17 protein-coding genes are annotated in these 20,442 nt (G+C 68.7%); 10 read left to right on the forward strand and 7 right to left on the reverse strand.

Annotated features, from left to right (window positions below):
• Together C265_RS18045 and C265_RS18050 are read right to left on the reverse strand one after the other, a co-directional pair.
• Window positions 1-1,475: DUF6600 domain-containing protein (locus C265_RS18045; RefSeq protein ID WP_010811093.1), on the reverse strand; the 1,475-nt coding region annotated here is incomplete at its 3' end.
• Between the two features lie 287 nt (window positions 1,476-1,762).
• Window positions 1,763-3,091, reverse strand: a complete 1,329-nt coding sequence (locus tag C265_RS18050; protein WP_010811092.1) for a bifunctional diguanylate cyclase/phosphodiesterase — start codon at window positions 3,089-3,091, stop codon at window positions 1,763-1,765.
• Between the two features lie 245 nt (window positions 3,092-3,336).
• Between C265_RS18050 and C265_RS18055 the strand changes: the two genes are divergently transcribed.
• From C265_RS18055 to C265_RS18090, 8 genes are all read left to right on the forward strand, one after another.
• Entirely contained in the window at window positions 3,337-4,992 is a 1,656-nt protein-coding gene (locus C265_RS18055) for a methyl-accepting chemotaxis protein (protein WP_011617610.1), read from the forward strand.
• An 18-nt stretch (window positions 4,993-5,010) separates the two neighbouring features.
• A complete protein-coding gene (locus C265_RS18060) occupies window positions 5,011-5,487 on the forward strand; it encodes a chemotaxis protein CheW (protein WP_010811090.1) in 477 nt (158 codons plus the stop codon).
• Window positions 5,484-6,755 (forward strand): protein-glutamate O-methyltransferase CheR, encoded by a 1,272-nt coding sequence (locus tag C265_RS18065; RefSeq protein WP_010811089.1) that lies wholly within the window; start codon window positions 5,484-5,486, stop codon window positions 6,753-6,755. The genes C265_RS18060 and C265_RS18065 overlap by 4 nt, the downstream gene beginning before the upstream one ends.
• Window positions 6,748-7,434, forward strand: a complete 687-nt coding sequence (locus C265_RS18070) for a chemotaxis protein CheW (RefSeq protein ID WP_010811088.1) — start codon at window positions 6,748-6,750, stop codon at window positions 7,432-7,434. The genes C265_RS18065 and C265_RS18070 overlap by 8 nt, the downstream gene beginning before the upstream one ends.
• Window positions 7,431-9,686 carry a hybrid sensor histidine kinase/response regulator gene (locus C265_RS18075; RefSeq protein WP_010811087.1) on the forward strand — a complete coding sequence of 752 codons (2,256 nt, stop codon included), beginning with the start codon at window positions 7,431-7,433 and terminating at the stop codon, window positions 9,684-9,686. The genes C265_RS18070 and C265_RS18075 overlap by 4 nt, the downstream gene beginning before the upstream one ends.
• Window positions 9,683-10,702 (forward strand): chemotaxis response regulator protein-glutamate methylesterase, encoded by a 1,020-nt coding sequence (locus C265_RS18080; protein WP_010811086.1) that lies wholly within the window; start codon window positions 9,683-9,685, stop codon window positions 10,700-10,702. The genes C265_RS18075 and C265_RS18080 overlap by 4 nt, the downstream gene beginning before the upstream one ends.
• Window positions 10,703-10,756: 54 nt before the next feature.
• Complete coding sequence (locus C265_RS18085; RefSeq protein ID WP_010811085.1) at window positions 10,757-11,776, forward strand: PleD family two-component system response regulator; 1,020 nt, start codon at window positions 10,757-10,759, stop codon at window positions 11,774-11,776.
• Window positions 11,777-12,111: 335 nt separating this feature from the next.
• A complete protein-coding gene (locus C265_RS18090) occupies window positions 12,112-12,891 on the forward strand; it encodes a DUF4397 domain-containing protein (RefSeq protein WP_010811084.1) in 780 nt (259 codons plus the stop codon).
• A 97-nt stretch (window positions 12,892-12,988) separates the two neighbouring features.
• Here C265_RS18090 and C265_RS18095 read toward each other — a convergent pair whose 3' ends face one another.
• The 4 genes from C265_RS18095 to C265_RS18110 form a co-directional block, all read right to left on the reverse strand.
• Window positions 12,989-13,291, reverse strand: a complete 303-nt coding sequence (locus C265_RS18095) for a helix-turn-helix transcriptional regulator (RefSeq protein WP_010811083.1) — start codon at window positions 13,289-13,291, stop codon at window positions 12,989-12,991.
• 217 nt (window positions 13,292-13,508) lie between these two features.
• Window positions 13,509-15,011, reverse strand: coding sequence for a tripartite tricarboxylate transporter permease (locus C265_RS18100; protein WP_010811082.1), 1,503 nt, complete (start codon window positions 15,009-15,011; stop codon window positions 13,509-13,511).
• 12 nt (window positions 15,012-15,023) lie between these two features.
• Window positions 15,024-15,485 carry a tripartite tricarboxylate transporter TctB family protein gene (locus C265_RS18105; protein WP_010811081.1) on the reverse strand — a complete coding sequence of 154 codons (462 nt, stop codon included), beginning with the start codon at window positions 15,483-15,485 and terminating at the stop codon, window positions 15,024-15,026.
• 443 nt (window positions 15,486-15,928) lie between these two features.
• The gene (locus tag C265_RS18110; RefSeq protein WP_010811080.1) at window positions 15,929-17,419 is read right to left on the reverse strand and encodes an MATE family efflux transporter; all 1,491 of its coding nucleotides are present in this window, start codon (window positions 17,417-17,419) and stop codon (window positions 15,929-15,931) included.
• A 229-nt stretch (window positions 17,420-17,648) separates the two neighbouring features.
• Between C265_RS18110 and C265_RS18115 the strand changes: the two genes are divergently transcribed.
• On the forward strand, window positions 17,649-18,437 hold the full coding sequence (locus C265_RS18115; protein WP_010811079.1) for an MHYT domain-containing protein: 789 nt from the start codon (window positions 17,649-17,651) through the stop codon (window positions 18,435-18,437).
• 122 nt (window positions 18,438-18,559) lie between these two features.
• On the forward strand, window positions 18,560-19,987 hold the full coding sequence (locus C265_RS18120; protein WP_010811078.1) for an NAD-dependent succinate-semialdehyde dehydrogenase: 1,428 nt from the start codon (window positions 18,560-18,562) through the stop codon (window positions 19,985-19,987).
• A 66-nt stretch (window positions 19,988-20,053) separates the two neighbouring features.
• On the opposite strand, the gene C265_RS18125 is transcribed toward C265_RS18120, so the two are convergent.
• Complete coding sequence (locus C265_RS18125; protein WP_010811077.1) at window positions 20,054-20,437, reverse strand: cytochrome C oxidase subunit IV family protein; 384 nt, start codon at window positions 20,435-20,437, stop codon at window positions 20,054-20,056.
• Between the last annotated feature and the right edge of the window lie 5 nt (window positions 20,438-20,442).

Consider the following 20,442-nt stretch of genomic DNA (forward strand, 5'->3'; position numbering starts at 1 on the left):
GGCCGGCCCGGCGGGCGGGCGGCGATGGCCTGGCGCTCGAAGCCATGGCGGGCCTGCGGCGGCAGCGGCCGCATCGGGGCCGATCCCACCAGGCTGCCCTTGACCGGCGCCACCGGCGGCGCCCCCCTGGCCTCGCCTGCCGGCAGGTTGCGCCATTCGTCGCGATGCATGCCGCGCACCGGGCGGCCTTCGACGAAATTGCGTGCCGGCATGCCGGTGATGGCGCCGGGCACGTTGCGGTTGGCGTAAGGCGGAGGCCGGCGGTCGCCCATCACGAAGTTGTTCACGGTGACGCGATTGATGCGGGCGACATAGGTCGGGCTGGCGCGATAGACCGGCCGGTACGCGTCATGCGGCCCCAGCGGATACCAGGCCACGCCCGGCCCGCTGCCAACGCGCACGCTCCAGTTCGGGCCGCTAACGCCGACAAAGGCCACCACCGCGGGGGCGTAGCACGGGCGCACGCGCGGGCCCGGCACCCAGCCCCAGCGCGAGCCCACATAGGCCCAGCGGCCGTAGTGCGAAGGCGCGAAGCCCCAGGGCGCGTCGTCGATCCAGGTCCAGCCCCACGGTGCGATCCAGGCCCAGTGCCCGGCGCTGTACGGCGCCCAGCCGGCGCTGACCACGTGCGGGAACCAGACCGCGCCGTAGCCGGGGTCTTCCTGCCAGTCGCCGTAGCCGTCCAGCGCGGCGTAGCCCGGCATCTCGCGCGGCACGTAGCGGGCGGACGGCGAGGCGTCTTCGCGCGCGTCGCGGGCCGCGGTCCAGCGGTCGAAGGCGTCTTCCGGCGCGCCGCCGCCACCGGCGTCGGCCAGGTCGGTGCCGGCAAAGCGCATGCGGTCGCCGCGCTGCAGCTCGATCGAGCGGCTGTCGCCGTAGACCACGGCGCTGCCGTGGCGCATGGTCACGGTGGTGGTGCTGCCGTCAGGCGCCACGTCCAGCCGGTAGTCGCCCGGCTCGCGCGGCACGAAGGCCAGGTTGGGGGTGTCGACCTCGACCGTCTGGCCCGGCGGCAGCGCGCGCACGCGCAGCTGCAGCGTGCCCTGGGTCAGCTTGACCTGCGTGGCGCTGTCGTCCAGGTTCAGGATGCTGGCCGCGGTGGCACCGCCCAGCCGGACCGCCACCGTGCCGGCATGCACCTCGGCACGGCCGCCGTGGTCAAGCCAAAGCCGGTCGCCGGTGGTGAAGGGCCGGTTCAGGCCTGCGGCAGCCCAGTCGTCCGAGCCTGCCGGCGCAAAGCTGAGATTGCCGTCGACGGCGGTCAGCGTGGCAATGCGCGAGGAAGGATCGGCTTGCTGGAATGGGGCATCAGCCCCCGGCGCATCAAGATAGGCCTCGCCGGGGGGGCCGGCGGGCACCTGGGCCAGTGCAGCAGCCGCCACCGCCAGGCCGGCGGCTGCGGCCAGGGCCGTCAGCGCCAGCCTGCCACGGCGTTGGCCACGAGCAGGGCGGACAGATTGGGAAGGATCGAACATGGAAGTCAGGACCGGGACAATACGCATAACGCACCGGGGTGGCCGGCCGATGTCAGCGGCAACCCTAATGTCACCATACATTGCCTCGGAGGCCGCGGCACGCGCGGCGCGGCAGACTTTGTAAGTTCGTATTTCGCCATGCGGCCATGCTGCGCAGGCAGGACCGCTATGCCAGGCAGGCTGCGGGCGGGCGGGGGGTCAGCGGGTGCCCGGGACGGGCAGGCTCGCCGTCAAAGGTGGAAACAACTTCCCTGACAGGGCGGGGACGAAACGGGGGCAGGGGCGGCTCAGCGGCCGGACTGCTGGCGCAGCATTTCGGTCAGGCGCTCGGCCGGCATCGGGCGGCCGTACAGGTAGCCCTGCGCCTCATGGCAGCCGTTGGCCAGCAGGAAGTCGCGCTGCTCGGGCGTTTCCACGCCTTCGGCGACCACGCCAATGTGCAGGCTTGCGCCCACGCTGATCACCGAGCGCACGATGGCGGCATCGACCGGGTCTTCGGTCACGTTGCGGATAAAGGACTGGTCGATCTTGAGCCGGTCCACCGGGAACGACTTCAGGAAGCTGAGCGAGGCATAGCCGGTGCCGAAGTCATCGCAAGTCAGCGTCACGCCGTCGCGGCGCAGCGCCTGCAGCTGGTCTGCGACCTCGTCGCCCTGCTGCAGCGCGATGGTTTCGGTGATCTCGATCTCCAGGCAGTCCGGGGCCAGTTCCAGCGCGCGCAGCACGTGGCGCACCTCGGTCAGCAGCCGGCTTTCGGACAGCTGGGCCGCGAACAGGTTGATCGCCACCCGCGGCGGCTGGGGAAAGGCCAGCGACCACGCGCGCGCCTGGGCGCAGGCGGTCTGCAGCAGCCACATGCCGACATCGCTGGCGATGCTGCTGCCGGCCAGCGCGTCGATGAAGGCGGCCGGCGCCAGCAGGCCGCGGGTCGGATGGCGCCAGCGCATCAGCGCCTCGGCACCGTGCACGCGGCCGTCGCGCAGGTCGACCTGCGGCTGGTACAGCAGCTCGAACTGGCGCTGGGCATAGGCTTCGTGCAACGCCTGCACCAGCGACAGCCGCGTGGTCACGTCCGAGCGCATCTGCGGCTTGAAGAAGCGGATGGTGCGGCCGCCGTCGTGCTTGGCGCGGGCCAGCGCCAGGCTGGCCGCGGCCAGCACGTCTGACCCCTGTTCGCCGGCGGCGGGGATCACGCAGGCGCCGATGCTGGCCAGCACATGGTGGCGGCCACCCGCGTTCTCATGCGGGGAGGACAGCATCGAGAGGATCGCCGCACCGACATGGCGCACCAGCGTGGGATCCGCAATGGAGGGAAGCAGCACACCGAACTCGTCGCTGCCAATGCGGCCGATGGCAGCGTCGCGCGGCGAGGCGTCGCGCAGGCGGCGGGCCACGCGCTGCAGGATCAGGTCGCCTTCGGCATGCCCGTGCATGTCGTTGAAGGCGCGGAAATCGTCAATGCCGATCAACAGCAAAGCACAGCGGGGCACCGCCTCGCTCTGCAGGCGTGCCTCCAGCCGCTTCAGAAATCCCTGGCGATTGTCAACGCCGGTCAGCGGATCGAGATCCGAGCCTGGCGAGGCGCCAGTCGCCTTCGCCCCCGACTTGGCCACCATCCCTGCCCCATCTGTAATTGTCGACATTGTTACCCGCTAGCAATTTAGCAAGTGTGACGAAAACTTGGAAAAAATCAAGCAGTTCCGATTGTGGCGGGAATGGCTATGCGCCCGCGCAACGGCGCCGCATTGCGCGTTGAATCGGGTCCCGGCTTACAGTACCCTACCGCGCATCGAGGCCGCCCGCCGCCGCCGCGCTGCCCCTTGCTACCCCGAGAGGCGCCCCTGAGGCGGCTTTGCGGGGAATGGCCGCTCCTGAACAAGAACATCACCGGGACCACACCGTGAACGAATGGACCATCCGCACGCGCATCCTGGCAAGCTTCTCGCTGATCCTGCTTGTCATGGCGCTGATGGGCGTTGTCTCCTACACCCGCCTGAGCGCCATTGAGCGCGAAACCACGCTGATGCTGAAGGACGCGCTGCCCGGACTGAACCACAGTACCGGCATCCGCGGCATCTGGGGCGAGCGCTACGTGCTGGCGTGGCAGACCATCAATGCCGCCGACGAGGCCGAGCGGCGCAGCTTCCAGCAACAGGGCCAGGACGCCGCAAGCCGGCTCGACAAGGTCGAGCAGCAGTACGAGACCTCAATCACGCGCGACGAAGACCGCGCCGCCTTCAGGGCCTATCGGGACGTGCGCGCGCAATACGAACAGGCAGCCCAGATCCTGACCCGGACGGGCGAGTGGAACGGCGCCGCCGCCTCAGCCGCGTTGCGCGGCACCGTGCATGACCGCTGGATCGAGGCGCGCAAGGCCGCCCAGCACCTGGTGGACGACAACAGCGCGGTCAATGCGCGGGCGGCGCGCGGCATCGACGACGCCGTCAATGCCGCCAAGATCGGCATCGAAGCGGCACTGATCGTGGCCCTGGTGGTCGCCATCGTCTGCGGCTACCTGCTGCTGCGCGCGATCACAGTGCCGATGCAGTCGATCGTCAACCTGCTGTCCGGCATCCGCGGCGGCGACCTGCGCCTGCGCATGGCGCTGCGCCGCAAGGACGAATTCCAGGAAGTGGAGGCAGGTTTCAACCAGATGACGGGAGAGCTGACCTCGCTGGTGGGCCAGGCGCAGCGCACCGCGATCCAGGTCACCACCTCGGTCAACGAGATCGCCGCGACGGCGCGCCAGCAGCAGGCCACCGCCACCGAGACCGCCGCCACCACGACCCAGATCGGCGCGACCTCGCGCGAGATCTCGGCCACCGCGCGCGACCTGGTGCGCACCATCCATGAAGTCTCCAGCGCCGCCGAGCAGGCGGCCGGGCTGGCCGGCACCGGCCAGGTCGGGCTGTCGCGCATGGAAGGCACCATGCAGCATGTGATGGACGCCGCCGGCTCGGTCAATGCCAAGCTGGCCACGCTCAACGAAAAGGCCAGCAATATCAACCAGGTCGTGACCACCATCGCCAAGGTGGCCGACCAGACCAACCTGCTGTCGCTGAACGCCGCGATCGAGGCCGAGAAGGCCGGCGAATACGGCCGCGGCTTTGCCGTGGTGGCGACCGAGATCCGCCGCCTGGCCGACCAGACCGCGGTGGCCACCTACGATATCGAGCAGATGGTGCGCGAGATCCAGTCGGCGGTGTCGGCGGGCGTGATGGGCATGGACAAGTTCTCGGAGGAAGTGCGCCGCGGCATGTCCGAGGTCACGCAGGTCGGCGACCAGCTGTCGCAGATCATCGCGCAGGTGCAGTCGCTGGCGCCGCGCGTGCTGATGGTCAATGAAGGCATGCAGGCCCAGGCCGGCGGCGCCGAGCAGATCAACCAGGCGCTGATGCAGCTGTCCGAGGCCGCGCAGCAGACCGTGGAGTCGCTGCGCCAGTCGAGCCAGGCGATCGACGAACTGACGCTGGTGGCCAACGACCTGCGCAGCGGCGTCTCGCGCTTCAAGGTCTAGGGCCTGTGCCCCGCCGCCATGAAACTTTTCCTGCTGTTCCGCCTCGGCGCTGACCACTATGCGCTCGATGCCGCCGAGGTGGCCGAGGTGCTGCCGCTCACGCGGCTCAAGCAGATCCCCGGCGCGCCGGCCTGGGTGGCGGGCCTGATGGAGCGCCGCGGCCAGCCGGTGCCGGTGATCGACCTGCCGGCGCTGGCCACCGGCGTGCCGGCGGCGCTGCGCACCAGCACGCGCACGGTGCTGGTCCACTACCGCCGCCATGGCGGCGAGGCCGGCCGGCTGCTGGGCCTGCGCCTGGAATCGGCCACCCAGACGCTGCGCTGCCCGGTGAAATCGTTTGTCGACGGCGGCATCGCCGGAGCCAGCCCGCGCTACCTTGGGCCGGTGCGGCACGACGCGCGCGGCCTGCTGCAGTGGGTGCGGGTCGATGCCCTGCTGCCGGACGACGTCCATGCCATGCTGTTTGCCGACACCTCCGGGGAGGCCGCGGCATGAGCACTGCCACGCACATCGAGGCCCTGCTCAAGACCCGCATCGGCCTGGACGCCGGCGCCATCGGCACCGGCGCGGTAGCACGTGCCGTGCGTGAGCGCCAGCAGGCACGGCAGGCGCCGGACACCCAGGCCTACTGGGACTTGCTGCACGGCACCGCCGATGAATTCCAGGCCCTGATCGAGGCCGTGGTGGTGCCCGAGACCTGGTTCTTCCGGCATCGCGAAGCACTGCTGGCGCTGGGCCGCCTTGCCGCCGAGCGCGCCTTTGCCGACGGCAGGCGCACCCTGCGCGTGCTGAGCCTGCCCTGCTCCACCGGCGAAGAGCCCTACTCGATCGCCATGGCCATGCTCGATGCGGGCGTGCCGGCGGGCCGCTTTGCCATCGATGCGGTGGACATCAGCGCCCGCGCGCTGGCCCGCGCACGCCAGGGCGAATACGGCGCAAACGCGTTTCGCAGCGCGCCGCTGGATTTCCGCGACCGCTATTTCACGGCCACGCCCAGCGGCTATGTGCTGGATGCACGCGTGCGCGCACAGGTGCGGCTGCTGCAGGGCAACCTGGTCGATCCCGGCCTGCTGGCCGGCGAGCGGCCCTATGACTTCGTGTTCTGCCGCAACCTGCTGATCTACTTCGACGCGCCGGGGCAGCGGCATGCGGTGCAGACGCTGGCGCGGCTGGCCGCTGCCGACGGCATTCTCTTTGTCGGGCCGGCCGAGGCCAGCGTGCTGAGCGCGCAGGGCCTGGAGCCGGTCGGCCTGCCGCTGACCTTTGCCTTCCGCAAGCCGTCCGCCGTGCCCGCCGCCAGGGCGGCGCCGCGTGCGCCCGTGCACGCGGCCCAGCCGCCGCGCATGGCCGCACCGCCACGGCTGCCGCGGCCGCCTGCCTCGATGCGGCCCGTCCCGGTCACGCCCCCGCCCCTGCGGCCCGCAGCGCCCGCGCCTGGCAACGATCAGCGCGCCGCGCTGGCTGCCATTGCCGCCCAGGCCGACCGCGGCGAGCTGGAGACTGCCACCGCAGCCTGCCTGGCGCTGCTCGAGCGCACCGCGGATGCCAACGCCGACGCCTATTGCATGCTGGGTGTGCTGCACGACGCCGCGGGCCGCGCCGCGCAGGCCCATGCCGCCTACCGCAAGGCGCTGTACCTGGACCCGGCGCACCAGGAAAGCCTGTACCACCTGGCCGCGCTGCTCGATACCGAAGGCGATCACGCTGGCGCCATGCACCTGCGCCAGCGCGCGCAACGCCACACCCGCAAGCACCATGGCTGAGCCCCCAGGCATTCTCCTGCGCACCGAAAACGTCGACGACTGCTGGCGGCGCATCGGCGTGCGCGGCGACGGCTCGTGCCCCGCCCTGGCCGAGCACGCGCACTGCCGCAACTGCCCCACCTACGCCCGGGCCGCGGCCATGCTGCTGGACGCGCAACGGCTGGACGTAATGCCGGAGGCACTGCCCGATGCCGCCACGTTCACCGACGATGACGGGGCCTTGCCGGCAGAACGCGGCACCGCGCAGGCCTGCCTGGTGTTCCGCATCGGCGATGAGTGGCTGGCCTTGCCAACCGCAGCGCTGAGCGAAATCACCGCCCCCTGCCCGATCCATTCGCTGCCGCACCGGCGCGATGCCGCCGTGCTGGGGCTGGCCGCGGTGCGCGGCAACCTGCTGGCCTGCCTGTCGCTGGCCCGGCTGTTCGACGCGGGCGCCGGTGAAAGTGCCAGCGGCAGCCGCTTCCTGATCCTCGGGCAGGGCCGCGCCGCGATCGCGCTGCCGGTGGCCGAGGTGTCAGGCATCGCCCGCGTGCCGCAGCCCGCGCTGCAGCCGCTGCCCGCCACCCTTGCGCGGGCCTCGGCGCGCTACACGCAGGCGCTGTTCCTCGACCAGGGCCGCAGCGTCGGGCTGCTCGATGCCGCACTGGTACGCCAGGCGCTGGCCAGGAGCCTGGCATGAATTCCGAGCAACTGCGCGACGCCTCGCTGCTGGAACTGTTCGCGCTCGAGGCCGATGCCCAGGCCGAAGTCCTCAATGCCGGTCTGCTGGCGCTGGAGCGCAACCCGGCAGCCGCCGAGCAGCTCGAAGCCTGCATGCGTGCCGCCCACTCGCTCAAGGGCGCGGCTCGCATCGTCGGGCTCGATGGCGGCGTGCGCGTAGCACACGCCATGGAAGACTGCCTGGTCGCCGCACAGGGCGGCATGCCGCTGACCGCCGCGCATATCGACGCGCTGCTGCAAGGCACCGACCTGCTGCTGCGCATCGGCCATCCGCCCGGCGGCAATCCGGGCTGGGCCGAGCACGCGGGCCGCGCCGAGATCGATGCAGTGGTGCAGCGGCTGGGCACGGTCGATGGCGGTGCCGCGGCGCCGGTCGTGCAGGCACAGCCAGCGCCGGCCCCATTACCGGAACCAGCGCCCGCGATACCGGCGCCGCCGGCACCGGCAGACGACACACAGGAGCGCATGCTGCGCGTGAATGCCGACGCGCTTGACCAGTTGCTGGCGCTGTCCGGCGAGGCCATGGTCGAGTCGCACTGGCTGCGCCCCTTCGGCACCTCGCTGCAGAAGGCAAGGCGGCAACAGGCACGCGCACTGCGCGCCGTCGATGCGCTGCAGGAAGCCTTGCAGGACGGCAACGCGGGCGCGGCTGCGCACACCGCGCTGGCCGAACTGCGCCAGCTGCTGGACGAAAGCCACGATCAGCTGGCCGCGCGGCTGGAAGAGTTCGAACAGTACGATCACCGCGCCACGCGGCTGGCACGCCGGCTCTATGACAGCGCGCTGGCCTCGCGCATGCGCCCGCTGGCGGACGCGCTGACCGGCTATGCGCGCATGGTGCGCGACCTCGGGCGCGCGCTCGGCAAGCCGGTGCACCTGGACCTGATCGGCGCCGGCACCCAGGTGGACCGCGATATCCTGGAAGCACTGGACGCGCCGCTGGCGCACCTGCTGCGCAACGCGGTGGACCACGGCATCGAAGCGCCGGAGGTGCGCGCGGCGCAGGGCAAGCCGGCGGAAGGCCGCGTCACGCTGCAGGCGCGCCACAACGCGGGCCGCCTGGTGATCGAAATCTTCGACGACGGCGCCGGCGTCGACCTGGAAGCCCTGCGCGACGCCATCGTGCGGCGGCGGCTGGCGTCCGCAGAGACCGCGGCACGGCTGTCGCAGGCAGAGCTGCTCGACTTCCTGCTGCTGCCGGGCTTCAGCATGCGCGACTCGGTCTCCGAGGTCTCCGGCCGCGGCGTGGGCCTCGATGCCGTGCAGGAGATGGTGCGCCGCGTGCGTGGCAGCCTGCGCCTGACGCAGCAGCCGGGCCAGGGCCTGCACTTCCGGATGGAGTTGCCACTGACGCTGTCGGTGGTGCGCGCTCTGCTGGTGGAGGTCGCGGGCGAAGCCTATGCCTTCCCGCTGGGCCGCGTGCTGCGCGCGGCCTCGGTGGCGCGCAGCGAGATCGAGCAGACCGAAGGGCACCAGCATTTCCGCCACGAAGGCCGCGCCATCGGGCTGGTCAGCGCGGCGCAGGTGCTGCAACGCCGCGAGGCTGACGCTGCCAATGCGCACGCGCAAGTGCCAGTGGTGGTCATCGGCGAGGCCGAGCGCATCTATGGCATTGCCGTCGACCGCATGCTGGGCGAGCGCCTGCTGGTGGTGCAGCCGCTGCCGGCGGCACTGGGCAAGGTCCGCGACATCGCCGCCGGCAGCCTCACCGACGACGGCACGCCGGTGCTGATCTTCGATGTCGAGGACGTGATCCGCTCGGTCGAGAAGCTGGTCTCCGAGGGCCGCATCGAAGGCGTGCGGCAGGCGGCCGTGGCCAGCGTCCAGGCGCGCGCGCGGCGCGTGCTGGTGGTGGACGACTCGCTCACCGTGCGCGAGCTGCAGCGCAAGCTGCTGGCCGGGCGCGGCTATGACGTGGCGGTGGCGGTCGACGGCATGGACGGCTGGAATGTGCTGCGCGCCGAGCCCTTCGACCTGGTCATCACCGATATCGACATGCCGCGCATGGACGGCATCGAGCTGGTGCGCCGGATCCGGCAGGACGCCGCGCTGCGGCAGCTGCCGGTGATGGTGGTGTCGTACAAGGACCGCGAACAGGACCGCCAGCGCGGGCTCGAGGCCGGCGCGGACTATTATCTGGCCAAGGGCAGTTTCCACGACGCCGCGTTGCTCGACGCGGTCCATGACCTGATCGGCGAGGCACGCCCATGAAGATCGGCATCGTCAATGACTCGGCGCTTGCGGTAGCCGCGCTGCGCCGCGCGCTTGCGCTGGATCCGTCGTTCGAGATCGCCTGGGTCGCCGGCGACGGCGAACAGGCGGTGCAGATGGCCGCGCGCCAGACCCCGGACCTGATCCTGATGGACCTGCTGATGCCGGTCATGGACGGCGTCGAGGCGACCCGGCGCATCATGTCCGCCACCCCCTGCGCCATCGTGGTGGTGACCATGGACCTGGGCCGCAATGCCTCGCAGGTGTTCGACGCAATGGGCCACGGCGCCATCGACGCGGTCGACACCCCCACGCTGGTCGAGCCCGACGCCCAGCTTGCCGCCGGGCCGCTGCTGCGCAAGCTGCGCAATATCGGCCGCCTGCTGGCCGGCCGCGTGGCCCCGCAGCATAGGCTGACGGCAGCGCCGCGCGCAGTGGCCGCACCACGGCTGGTGGCGATCGGCGCCTCGGCCGGCGGCCCGGCCGCGCTGGCCACGCTGCTGGGCGCGCTGCCGGCGGACTTCGGCGCCGCGGTGGTCACCGTGCAGCATGTGGACGAAGCCTTTGCCGCCGGCATGGCCGACTGGCTCGACGGACAGTGCAAGCTGCCGGTGCGCATTGCCCGCGCCGGCGACGCGCCCCAGGCCGGCACGGTGCTGCTGGCCGGCACCAACGACCACCTGCGCCTGGCCAGTCCCACGCGCATGGCCTACTCCGAACAGCCCTGCGACTACCTGTACCGCCCCTCCATCGATGTGTTCTTTGAAAGCGTGGTGGAGCACTGGCGCGGCGACGTGATCGGCGTGCTGCTCACCGGCATGGGCCGCGACGGCGCGCTGGGGCTGAAGGCGATGCGCGAGCGCGGCTTCCTGACCATCGCCCAGGACCGCGCCACCAGCGCCGTGTACGGCATGCCCAAGGCCGCCGCAGCCATGGGCGCGGCCGCGGAGATCCTGCCGCTGCCGCGCATTGCGCCGCGGCTGGTGCAGGCATGCGGCGGCACCGTGCCGCTTTGACCCGATGCAATACGTCGCGGCCGGCACCGGGACCGTGACACCCAGGAACTGAACATGCAACCCGAATTACCCAACCGACCCGCAGCGCCTGCGGCCGACAAGGACTACCTTGCCATGGTGCTGCTGGTGGACGACCAGGCCATGGTCGGCGAAGCGGTGCGCCGCGCGCTCTCCACCGAAGCCGACATCGACTTCCACTACTGCGCGCAGCCCGACGAGGCCGTGGCGGTGGCGCAGCGGACCAAGCCCACCGTGATCCTGCAGGACCTGGTGATGCCGGGCGTGGACGGCCTGACGCTGGTGCAGCGCTATCGCGAGAACCCCGCCACGCGCGACATCCCCATCATCGTGCTTTCGACCAAGGAAGATGCCGCGACCAAGGGCGCGGCATTTGCCTCCGGCGCCAACGACTACCTGGTCAAGCTGCCCGACAGCATCGAGCTGATTGCGCGCATCCGCTACCACTCGCGCTCCTACCTGAACCAGCTGCAGCGCGACGAAGCCTATCGCGCGCTGCGGCAAAGCCAGCAACAACTGCTGGAAACCAACCTGGAGCTGCAGCGGCTGACCAATTCAGACGGCCTGACCGGCTTGTCCAACCGGCGCTATTTCGATGAATACCTCGGCGCGGAATGGCGCCGCGCGCTGCGCGAGCAAACCCAGGTGGCGCTGCTGATGATCGACGTCGACGCGTTCAAGGCCTACAACGACACCTACGGCCACGTCGCCGGAGACGAGGTGCTGCGCCGCGTGGCCGCCGTGATCCGCGACAATTGCGTGCGCCCCACCGACCTGCCCGCGCGTTTTGGCGGAGAGGAATTCGCCATGGTGCTGCCGGCGACCTCGCCGGGCGGCGTGCGGCTGCTGGCCGAAAAGGTGCGGCGCGCAGTGCAGGGGCTGGCCATTGCCCACGGCGGCTCCCCCACCGCCGACTGCGTCACCGTCAGCATCGGCGGCGCCGTGCTGGTGCCCCAGCCTGACCAGGCGCCGAACCAGGTAGTGGAAGCCGCTGATGCAGGCCTCTACCAGGCCAAGCGCAATGGCCGCAACCAGGTGATGATGGCGCAAGGCTGAGTCACTGCAGCAGCACAGCCGCAACAACCAGTTACACACTGGCGGCCACCGGCCAACCGGGCCACCAGCCCGGCCAACGTCCCGCCAGGCCCCGCACCTGCGGGCCTGGCCGGCCCCGCCACGCACGCACGCGTCACCGCTTGTCGGAATTGTCCGACATGCGATTCGGAGCCCCGCGCCTGTCTCGCCCCTGGGTTGATACCTATCGTTGCATCACGACAGGTGCAATCGCTGCGCCTGCAACAACAGACAGCCAACTGGCCACGCGACCGGCGCGCCCCCGCGCGGGCATGGGCCAGATCGTCTCTGACTCCTCCAACAGCAAGAGGTGACCCATGTTCCGATCCAAGACCCTGTTTATCGGCCTCGCGTTAGCTGCCACTGCAGTCCTGACTGCCTGCGGCGGCGGTGATGACGGCATCGACGACCGCATCGGGCTGAGCAAGCCGACGATCCGCGTGATCCACGCCATCACCGGCGGCCCGAACGTCGACGTGCTGCAGAACGGCACCCTGACCAGCTTCGTGAACAAGCCTTACAAGTTCGTCTCGACCTACTTCAATGTCGAAACCGGCAACCAGCTGATCTCCTTCAACACGGCTGGCACGCAGACGGAACTGGGCCGCGCCACCCTGACCGCCGCCACCGGCCACAAATACACCGTGGTCGCGCTGCCGGGTGCGAGCTCCGCTGAAACGCTGACGATCGACGATCCGTTCGAGAAGGGCCTGCTGTCGCACAAGGCACGCGTGCGCAGCCTGAACGCCTCGTTCAATGCGCAGAACATTGACATCTACCTGACCTTGCCGGCCATCGACCTGAACTCGGTGGGCCCGACCTTCGCCAACGTGGGCTACAAGCAGGCTGTGCCAGCCTCGGGCACCGACTCGATCGACGTGGATGGCAACACCACCTACCGCCTGCGCATCACCACCGCGGGGACCAAGACCGTGATCTTCGATTCCGGCGCACTGACCCTGGCCAACAACGCTGACTGGCTGATCACCACGATCCCGGTGGATGGCATTGCCGGCCTGACGCCGAACAAGATCAAGGTGCTGGTGGCACGCGGCGATGATGAGTCGCAAGCTGGTCTTGAACTCGTAACGCAGTAACAGCGTGCTTGCAGCTGCCTGCGGCAGGCGGGCAGCATGCAGAAGGCCGGTCCGATGGGCCGGCCTTTTTTGTCTGACGGGTGGCAGCTGACTGCCCCTACTCTTCTGCCCCCGGCTCCAGCTCCGCCTTCAGCACCGCCAGGTGCGACATATAAGCCTCCAGCTCCGCCCGCCCCTGCTCGGTGATGCAATAGACGCGGCCACAGCCTTCAACCAGCTCGGCAGTAATGGCCCGCGCCATCATCAGGCTGCGCAGGATCGGCCGCAACGAGCGGATATTCTTGTCGATGCCGCGCTCGCGCAGCCGGTCGACCAGGCTCAGGACCGTGGACGGGCTCGACTGGACAAGCTTGAGCACATGGATGCGTGAGAAAAGCCGGTCAAAGATGGGCGGTTTCATGGGCGCTGTCGGCGCACCCGATGGTGCGGGAATCCTGATCATCATGCGCAGCCCATGACTGCTGCCGCAGTCGGGCGCTCTCTGGTCTTGATGGCGGGCGGATACGCGATCGGCCCGCGAAAGCAAACGGGGTGCGCGAAGGCACCCCGTTTGCTTGCGTTGCGTGCGCCGGCCGGCATCAGACAGGCCGGCGCCCTTCCGGGGAGCGCGCGTGGCGCTATTCTTCCTGGAACGCTTCTTCGCGCTTGGCCTTGATCGACGGCAGCGCCACTACTGCAACCAGGGCAGCGGCTGCGATCAGCAGTCCGACCGACAGCGGCCGGGTCACGAACACGGTGAAGTCACCACGCGACAGCAGCAGCGTGCGGCGGAAGTTCTCTTCCATCATCGGCCCCAGCACGAAGCCCAGCAGCAGCGGAGCGGGTTCGCAGCGCAGCTTCAGGAACAGGTAGCCGATGATGCCAAAGCCGGCGGCCATGAACACGTCGAAGGTCTGGTTGTTGACTGAGTACACGCCAATGCCGCAGAACACCAGGATCGCCGGGTACAGGAAGCGGTACGGCACGGTCAGCAGCTTCACCCAGATGCCGATCATCGGCAGGTTCAGGATGATCAGCATCAGGTTGCCGATCCACATCGAGGCGATCAGGCCCCAGAACAGCGCCGGGTTGCTGGTCATCACCTGCGGGCCGGGCTGGATGTTGTGGATGGTCATCGCACCCACCATCAGCGCCATCACCGCGTTGGGCGGAATGCCCAGCGTCAGCAGCGGGATGAACGAGGTTTGTGCCGCGGCGTTGTTGGCAGACTCCGGACCTGCCACGCCTTCGATCGCGCCCTTGCCGAATTCATGTGCGTACTTGGAGGTCTTCTTCTCCAGCGAGTACGCCGCGAACGAGGCCAGCGCCGCGCCACCACCGGGCAGGATGCCAAGCGCGGAGCCCAGCGCGGTGCCGCGCAGCACAGCCGGGATCATGCGCCTGAAGTCTTCCCTGGTCGGGAACAGGTTGGTCACGCGGTTGGTGAAGGTCTCGCGCGCTTCCTTCTGCTCCAGGTTGGCGATGATCTCGGCAAAGCCGAACATGCCCATGGCCAGCGCCACGAAGTCGATGCCGTCGGTCAGTTCCGGCACATCGAATGAGAAGCGCGCTGCGCCCGAGTTCACGTCGGTGCCGATCAGGCCCAGCAACAGCCCCAGCACGATCATCGAGATCGCCTTGGGCAGCGACCCCGAGGCCAGCACCACGGCGCCGATCAGGCCCAGCACCATCAGCGAGAAGTATTCGGCAGGGCCGAACTTGAACGCCAGTTCAGACAGCGGCGTGGCAAAGGCTGCCAGGATCAGGGTGGCCACGCAGCCGGCGAAGAACGAGCCCAGGCCGGCGGTGGCCAGCGCCACCCCCGCTCGTCCTCGCCTTGCCATCTGGTAGCCGTCGATGGTGGTCACCACCGATGACGATTCGCCAGGCAGGTTGACCAGGATGGCGGTGGTCGAACCGCCGTACTGGGCGCCGTAGTAGATGCCGGCCAGCATGATCAGCGCGGCCACCGGCGGCAGCGTGTAGGTGATCGGCAGCAGCATGGCGATGGTGGCCAGCGGCCCCAGGCCCGGCAGCACGCCGATCAGGGTACCCAGCACGCAGCCCAGGAAGGCGTAGGCCAGGTTCTGCAGCGACAGGGCCGTGGAAAAGCCCAGCGCAAGGTGATCAAACAATTCCATGGTCGGCGCTCCTTAACCGGTGATAAAGGCCGGCCACACCGGCATCTGCAGGTTGATGCCGTAGACGAATGCGCCAAGGCTGATCAGCACCAGCACCACGGCGTTGAGCAGCGCGCCCTTCCAGCTGAATTCATGGCTGGCCATCGACGACACCATCACCAGCACGAACACCGACAGCACCATGCCCAGCGGCTTGAGCAGCAGGCCGAACAGCACCACCGAACCGAGGATCCACAGCAGCGTCTTCAGGTCCCAGCGCGCCAGATGGTCTTCCTCGCCCTTGGGCGACAGCGAGGACAGCAGCACCACCGCCCCCAGCACTGCCAGCACCAGTCCCAGCAGGAATGGAAAATATCCGGGTCCCATCTTCGCGGCCGTTCCCATGGAATAGCCGCGAGCGACCCAGGAAAAGCCCAGACCGACCAGAACGAACATCAGGCCGGAGGCAAAGTCCTTTTGGCTGCGTATGCGCAAAACGATTCTCCTCAAAGTTCACGAAATGCCATGCCGGGGACGCACTGGCTCGAGCGGCAAGGCATGCGGCGCGCATGCTCCCCGACGGTTGACCCGAACCTTAGAGACGTGATCTTTCAGGTGCCTTTCATTTGTCTTGGTTTAGGGGTATTCACCGATACCCCTTGGAAACAAGGGCAAATCCAGCCTATTCATGAAAAAAATACATCACAACGTGATGTATTTTTTGATGAAGAATCCGGAAGAAAAGTCGACGGGAATGTCAGGCGAACAAGACGGCACGCGCACTTGCATCAAGGCAAGGCGCGGCCGGAAGGATGCGCGCCTGCTCTGGCCAGGCAGGCGACACGTGCGCTGGGAGGGAGTGCCAGCGATGACACGATGACACACCGATCTTTCGAATGGCTTTCAAAGCCGGCGGCACGATCGCGGGCCGCTGCAGCTCAGCGCACGACTGCGGGCTCGGGCGTTGCAGAGGCGGTCTCCTCGACGACCTCGCCCGCGTCTTCGCAGGGCGTTCCCATGCTGGTATCGGGCGCCTGCCCCACGGCTTGCGCCGGGTGCGGCACGGTGGGCAGGATATGGCTGCGGCGCCAGTTGCCGAAGCGGTAGTAGCCGGCCGCCAGCACCAGCGACACCACCGAGCCCAGCGGAAAGCTCCACCAGATCGCCTCGGCGCCGATGCGCGGTCCCAGCAACCACGCGAACGGCAGCCGGATCACCCACATCGACAGGAACAGGATCACCAGCGGCGCCATCACCGCGCCGGTGGCGCGCACCGTGCCGAAGATGACGATGGTGAAGCCAAACAGGATGAACGACCACAGCACCACCACGTTGATATGCTGCGCGATGCCGATGGCGACGCCGTCAGTGCCCAGGAACAGCCCCAGCGAATGCCGGTTGAACAGATAGATCAGCGCGACCAGCGCACCGGTCATCACCACATTGATCAGCAGCCCCACGCGCGTGATGCGCGACACCCGCTGCCACAGTCCGGCGCCGACGTTCTGCGCCACCATCGATGACACGCTCGCGCCTACCGCCAGCGCGGGCATCTGCACATAGGTCCACAGCTGCGAGGCCACGCCGTAGGCGGCGGTGGTCTGCGAGCCATAGGCATTGACCAGCGCCATCATCACGATCGCCGACGACGAGATCACCACCATCTGCAGGCCCATCGGCAAGCCCTTGACCACCAGCGCCCGCAGGATTGCCGGATCAGGCCGCAGCAGTGCAAGCTGGCCACGGTGCAGCAGCAGGAAATGGTGGCGCCGGTACAGCAGCACCATCATCGCCGCCAGGCTCGCCAGCTGTGCCATCAGCGTGGCCAGCGCCGAGCCCGCGATACCCAGCGGCGGGACCGGGCCCATACCGAAGATCAGCACCGGGTTGAGCGCCACGTCCAGCACCACCGACAACAGCATGAACCAGAACGGCGTGCGCGAATCGCCCGCGCCGCGCAGCGTCATCATCACGAAGTTGTAGAAGTACATGAATGGCAGCGCCAGGAAGATGATGCGCAGGTAGCTCACCGCCAGCGGCGCGGCGTCTTCCGGCGTGTGCATCGCCGCGAGGATGGCCGGCGTATAGAAATAGCCCAGCGCCGAGGCCAGCACCGACAGCCCGACAAAGAAGGTGGTGCTGGTGCCGACCACGCGACGCGCCTCGTCCAGGTCGCGCGCGCCCACGGCCTGTCCGATCATGATGGTGTTGGCCATGCTGATACCGAACACCACGCCCAGCAGGAAGAACAGAATGATGTTGGCGTTGGAGGTTGCCGTCAGCGCGGCCTCGCCCAGGAAGCGGCCGACCCAGACCGAATTGATCGAGGCGTTCAGCGACTGCAGGATGTTGCTGCCGAGCACCGGCAGCGAGAACAGCAGCAGGGTGCGGCCGATCGGGCCGGTGGTCAGTCTGGCGTCTGGCTTCATGAGGCGTCGCGCATGGGGAAATCCGCCCAGTCTATTCCTGCCCGGAGGCAGCTACAAGGACACACGGCCGGCACGGCGCCGTGCTCTTTACCTGAATGAGTTATTCCCCTCCGGTTGCGGCCCCCTGCATACTCGGCACGGGACCACCGCGTCCCAGGCCGGCTGCCGGAAGCAATGCCCGGCACGCGCGTGCGCCCTTCAGTCGCAGTCAAAACGAGGAGGTGGGGTCATGTTTGTCGGTTTCCAGCCTGTTTCCGGCGCCCTGGTGCCGTTTGCCTATGACTGGCCGATGGTGGGCCTGTCGTTCCTGATCTCTGTCTGCGGCGCCTACGTGGGCCTGCGCTGGTCGCGGCGCGTGCGCATGCCCGACGGCCGCCTGGACGTGGACCGGCTGTTGTGCGCCAGCGTGGCGCTGGGCGGCGGCGCGGTCTGGTCGATGCATTTCATCGGCATGGTGGCCTACCAGACCCCGACGCACCGCGAGTTCGGACTGTTCATGACGCTGGCTTCGCTGGTGGTCGTGATGGTGCTGGCCGGCGCCGGACTGGCGATCGCCTCGCGCCCGTGCGGCAGCCGTACCGACAACGTGGTCAAGGGCGGCGTGCTGACCGGGCTGGGCGTGGTGGCGATGCACTACACCGGCATGGCCGCGATCCGCTCCAACACCCGCTTCGACTGGGACCTGGCCATCATCGGGCTGTCGGTGGTGATCGCCGTGGTGGTGTCGGTGGTGGCGCTGTGGCTGGCCACCACGGTGAAGACCCGCGGCAAGCAGCTGGCAGCTGCAGTGGTCATGGGCGTTGCCGTCTGCGGCATGCACTACACCGGCATGTCTGCGGGCACCATGATCTGCACCAGCCCGACCTACGCGCCCAGCCTGTTCGCCATCGAGGGCGACAGCATCGGCTATGCGGTGTTCGGCCTGACGCTGATCACGCTGCTCGTGATCCTGGTGGTGGAAGCCACCCGCACCGGGGCTGAAGTCGTGCCGGTGGCGCGCACGCGCGATGCCGCCTGACATCGGCTGAACCGGCCGCGGGGACATTCCCGCACATTCCTCCTGGGAACACACCCGGCGCGCTGCATGAACGCGGCCGCCGGGTTAAGCTTGCGGTTTCACCGCCCACCAGGAGAACACGCATGTACCAGGATCTCGCCCTCTATATCGACGGAGAATTCATCAAGGGAGGCGACCGGCGCGAGCAGGATGTCATCAACCCGGCCACGCAGGAAGTGCTGGGCAAGCTGCCGCACGCCAGCCGCGCCGACCTGGACCGCGCGCTGGCCGCCGCGCAGCGCGCCTTTGAAACCTGGAAGAAGACCTCGCCGCTGGAGCGCGCCAGGATCCTGCGCCGCGTGGGCGAGCTCACCCGCGAGCGCGCCAAGGAGATCGGCCGCAATATCACGCTGGACCAGGGCAAGCCGCTGGCCGAAGCCGTCGGCGAAGTGATGGTCTGCGCCGAGCACGCCGACTGGCATGCCGAGGAATGCCGCCGCATCTACGGCCGCGTGATCCCGCCGCGCCAGCCCAATGTGCGCCAGATCGTGGTGCGCGAGCCGATCGGCGTGTGCGCCGCCTTCACGCCGTGGAACTTCCCGTTCAACCAGGCCATCCGCAAGATCGCGTCGGCGCTGGGCGCGGGCTGCACGCTGATCCTGAAGGGGCCGGAAGACTCGCCCAGCGCGGTGGTGGCGCTGGCGCAGCTGTTCCATGATGCGGGCCTGCCCCCGGGCGTGCTCAACATCGTCTGGGGCGTGCCCAGCGAGGTCTCGACCTACCTGATCGAATCGCCGATCGTGCGCAAGATTTCATTCACCGGCTCGGTGCCGGTGGGCAAGCAGCTGGCGGCGCTGGCCGGCGCGCATATGAAGCGCGTGACCATGGAGCTGGGCGGCCATTCGCCGGTGCTGGTGTTCGACGACGCCGACATCGACCCCGCCGCCGAGATGCTGGCGCGCTTCAAGCTGCGCAATGCCGGCCAGGTATGCGTGTCGCCGACGCGCTTCTATGTCCAGGAGAAAGCCTATGACCGCTTCCTGGCGCGCTTTACCGAGGTGATCGGCTCGATCAAGGTCGGCAACGGCCTGGAGGACGGCACCCAGATGGGGCCGCTGGCGCATGAGCGCCGCGTGCTGTCAATGGAGCAGTTCCTGGACGATGCCAGCCAGCGTGGCGGCAAGGTGGTGGCAGGCGGCTCGCGCCTGGGGGACAAGGGCTATTTCTTCGCGCCCACCGTGGTCACCGACCTGCCCGACGACTCGCGTCTGATGACCGACGAGCCGTTCGGCCCGGTGGCGCCCGTGACGCGCTTCAAGGACACGGCCGAGGTGCTGCGCCGCGCCAATAGCCTGCCCTTTGGCCTGGCCTCGTATGTGTTCACCAACTCGCTGAAGACCGCGACCGAAGTATCCAACGGCCTGGAAGCCGGCATGGTCAACATCAACCACTTCGGCATGGCGCTGGCCGAGACCCCGTTCGGGGGCATCAAGGATTCGGGCATCGGCAGCGAAGGCGGCCAGGAGACCTTCGATGGCTACCTGGTAACCAAGTTCATCACCCAGGCCTGAGCGCCCGGGCGCGGTGCAAGGCGGCTTGCCGCCGGCTCCCTCCCCGGGGCCGGCGGCGCCTCCCCGTCAGCGGAAGAAGATACCGCGCGTCAGGAACGTATGATTCGCTTCTTCCGCCATCAGCCAGACCAGCACCAGCAGGCACAGCGGCGGTACCAGGATGGCGCAGATCAGCGCCATGCGCTCCCATGCCATGTGCATGAACACTGCCACGATCAGCCCCGCCTTCAGCCCCATGAACACCAGGATCAGCGTCCAGCGCAGGTAGCCGGTGACATGGAAATAGTCGACCAGGTACGACAGCGTCGACAGAACGAACAGCAGCAGCCAGATCTTCAGGTACAGCCCGATAGGATGCTGCTGGCCGGAGTGCGCGGCATGCCCGGCATCGTTGCCGGAGCCATGCGCTGGCGTCACCGGGGTTGCGGGAGTTGCCGGATTCGATGCCATGGCCG

The organism is Cupriavidus sp. GA3-3, assembly GCF_000389805.1.
Taxonomy (GTDB): domain Bacteria; phylum Pseudomonadota; class Gammaproteobacteria; order Burkholderiales; family Burkholderiaceae; genus Cupriavidus; species Cupriavidus necator_D.

What these genes read in the sequence shown, in the direction of transcription:
- C265_RS18125 (WP_010811077.1), bottom strand. Translation starts at nt 20,437, where the DNA reads ATGGCATCGAATCCGGCAACTCCCGCAACCCCGGTGACGCCAGCGCAT.
- C265_RS18100 (WP_010811082.1), bottom strand. Translation starts at nt 15,011, where the DNA reads ATGGAATTGTTTGATCACCTTGCGCTGGGCTTTTCCACGGCCCTGTCG.
- C265_RS18090 (WP_010811084.1), top strand. Translation starts at nt 12,112, where the DNA reads ATGTTCCGATCCAAGACCCTGTTTATCGGCCTCGCGTTAGCTGCCACT.
- C265_RS18095 (WP_010811083.1), bottom strand. Translation starts at nt 13,291, where the DNA reads ATGAAACCGCCCATCTTTGACCGGCTTTTCTCACGCATCCATGTGCTC.
- C265_RS18060 (WP_010811090.1), top strand. Translation starts at nt 5,011, where the DNA reads ATGAAACTTTTCCTGCTGTTCCGCCTCGGCGCTGACCACTATGCGCTC.
- C265_RS18075 (WP_010811087.1), top strand. Translation starts at nt 7,431, where the DNA reads ATGAATTCCGAGCAACTGCGCGACGCCTCGCTGCTGGAACTGTTCGCG.
- C265_RS18050 (WP_010811092.1), bottom strand. Translation starts at nt 3,091, where the DNA reads ATGGTGGCCAAGTCGGGGGCGAAGGCGACTGGCGCCTCGCCAGGCTCG.
- C265_RS18065 (WP_010811089.1), top strand. Translation starts at nt 5,484, where the DNA reads ATGAGCACTGCCACGCACATCGAGGCCCTGCTCAAGACCCGCATCGGC.
- C265_RS18070 (WP_010811088.1), top strand. Translation starts at nt 6,748, where the DNA reads ATGGCTGAGCCCCCAGGCATTCTCCTGCGCACCGAAAACGTCGACGAC.
- C265_RS18080 (WP_010811086.1), top strand. Translation starts at nt 9,683, where the DNA reads ATGAAGATCGGCATCGTCAATGACTCGGCGCTTGCGGTAGCCGCGCTG.
- C265_RS18055 (WP_011617610.1), top strand. Translation starts at nt 3,337, where the DNA reads ATGGCCGCTCCTGAACAAGAACATCACCGGGACCACACCGTGAACGAA.
- C265_RS18115 (WP_010811079.1), top strand. Translation starts at nt 17,649, where the DNA reads ATGTTTGTCGGTTTCCAGCCTGTTTCCGGCGCCCTGGTGCCGTTTGCC.
- C265_RS18085 (WP_010811085.1), top strand. Translation starts at nt 10,757, where the DNA reads ATGCAACCCGAATTACCCAACCGACCCGCAGCGCCTGCGGCCGACAAG.
- C265_RS18110 (WP_010811080.1), bottom strand. Translation starts at nt 17,419, where the DNA reads ATGAAGCCAGACGCCAGACTGACCACCGGCCCGATCGGCCGCACCCTG.
- C265_RS18120 (WP_010811078.1), top strand. Translation starts at nt 18,560, where the DNA reads ATGTACCAGGATCTCGCCCTCTATATCGACGGAGAATTCATCAAGGGA.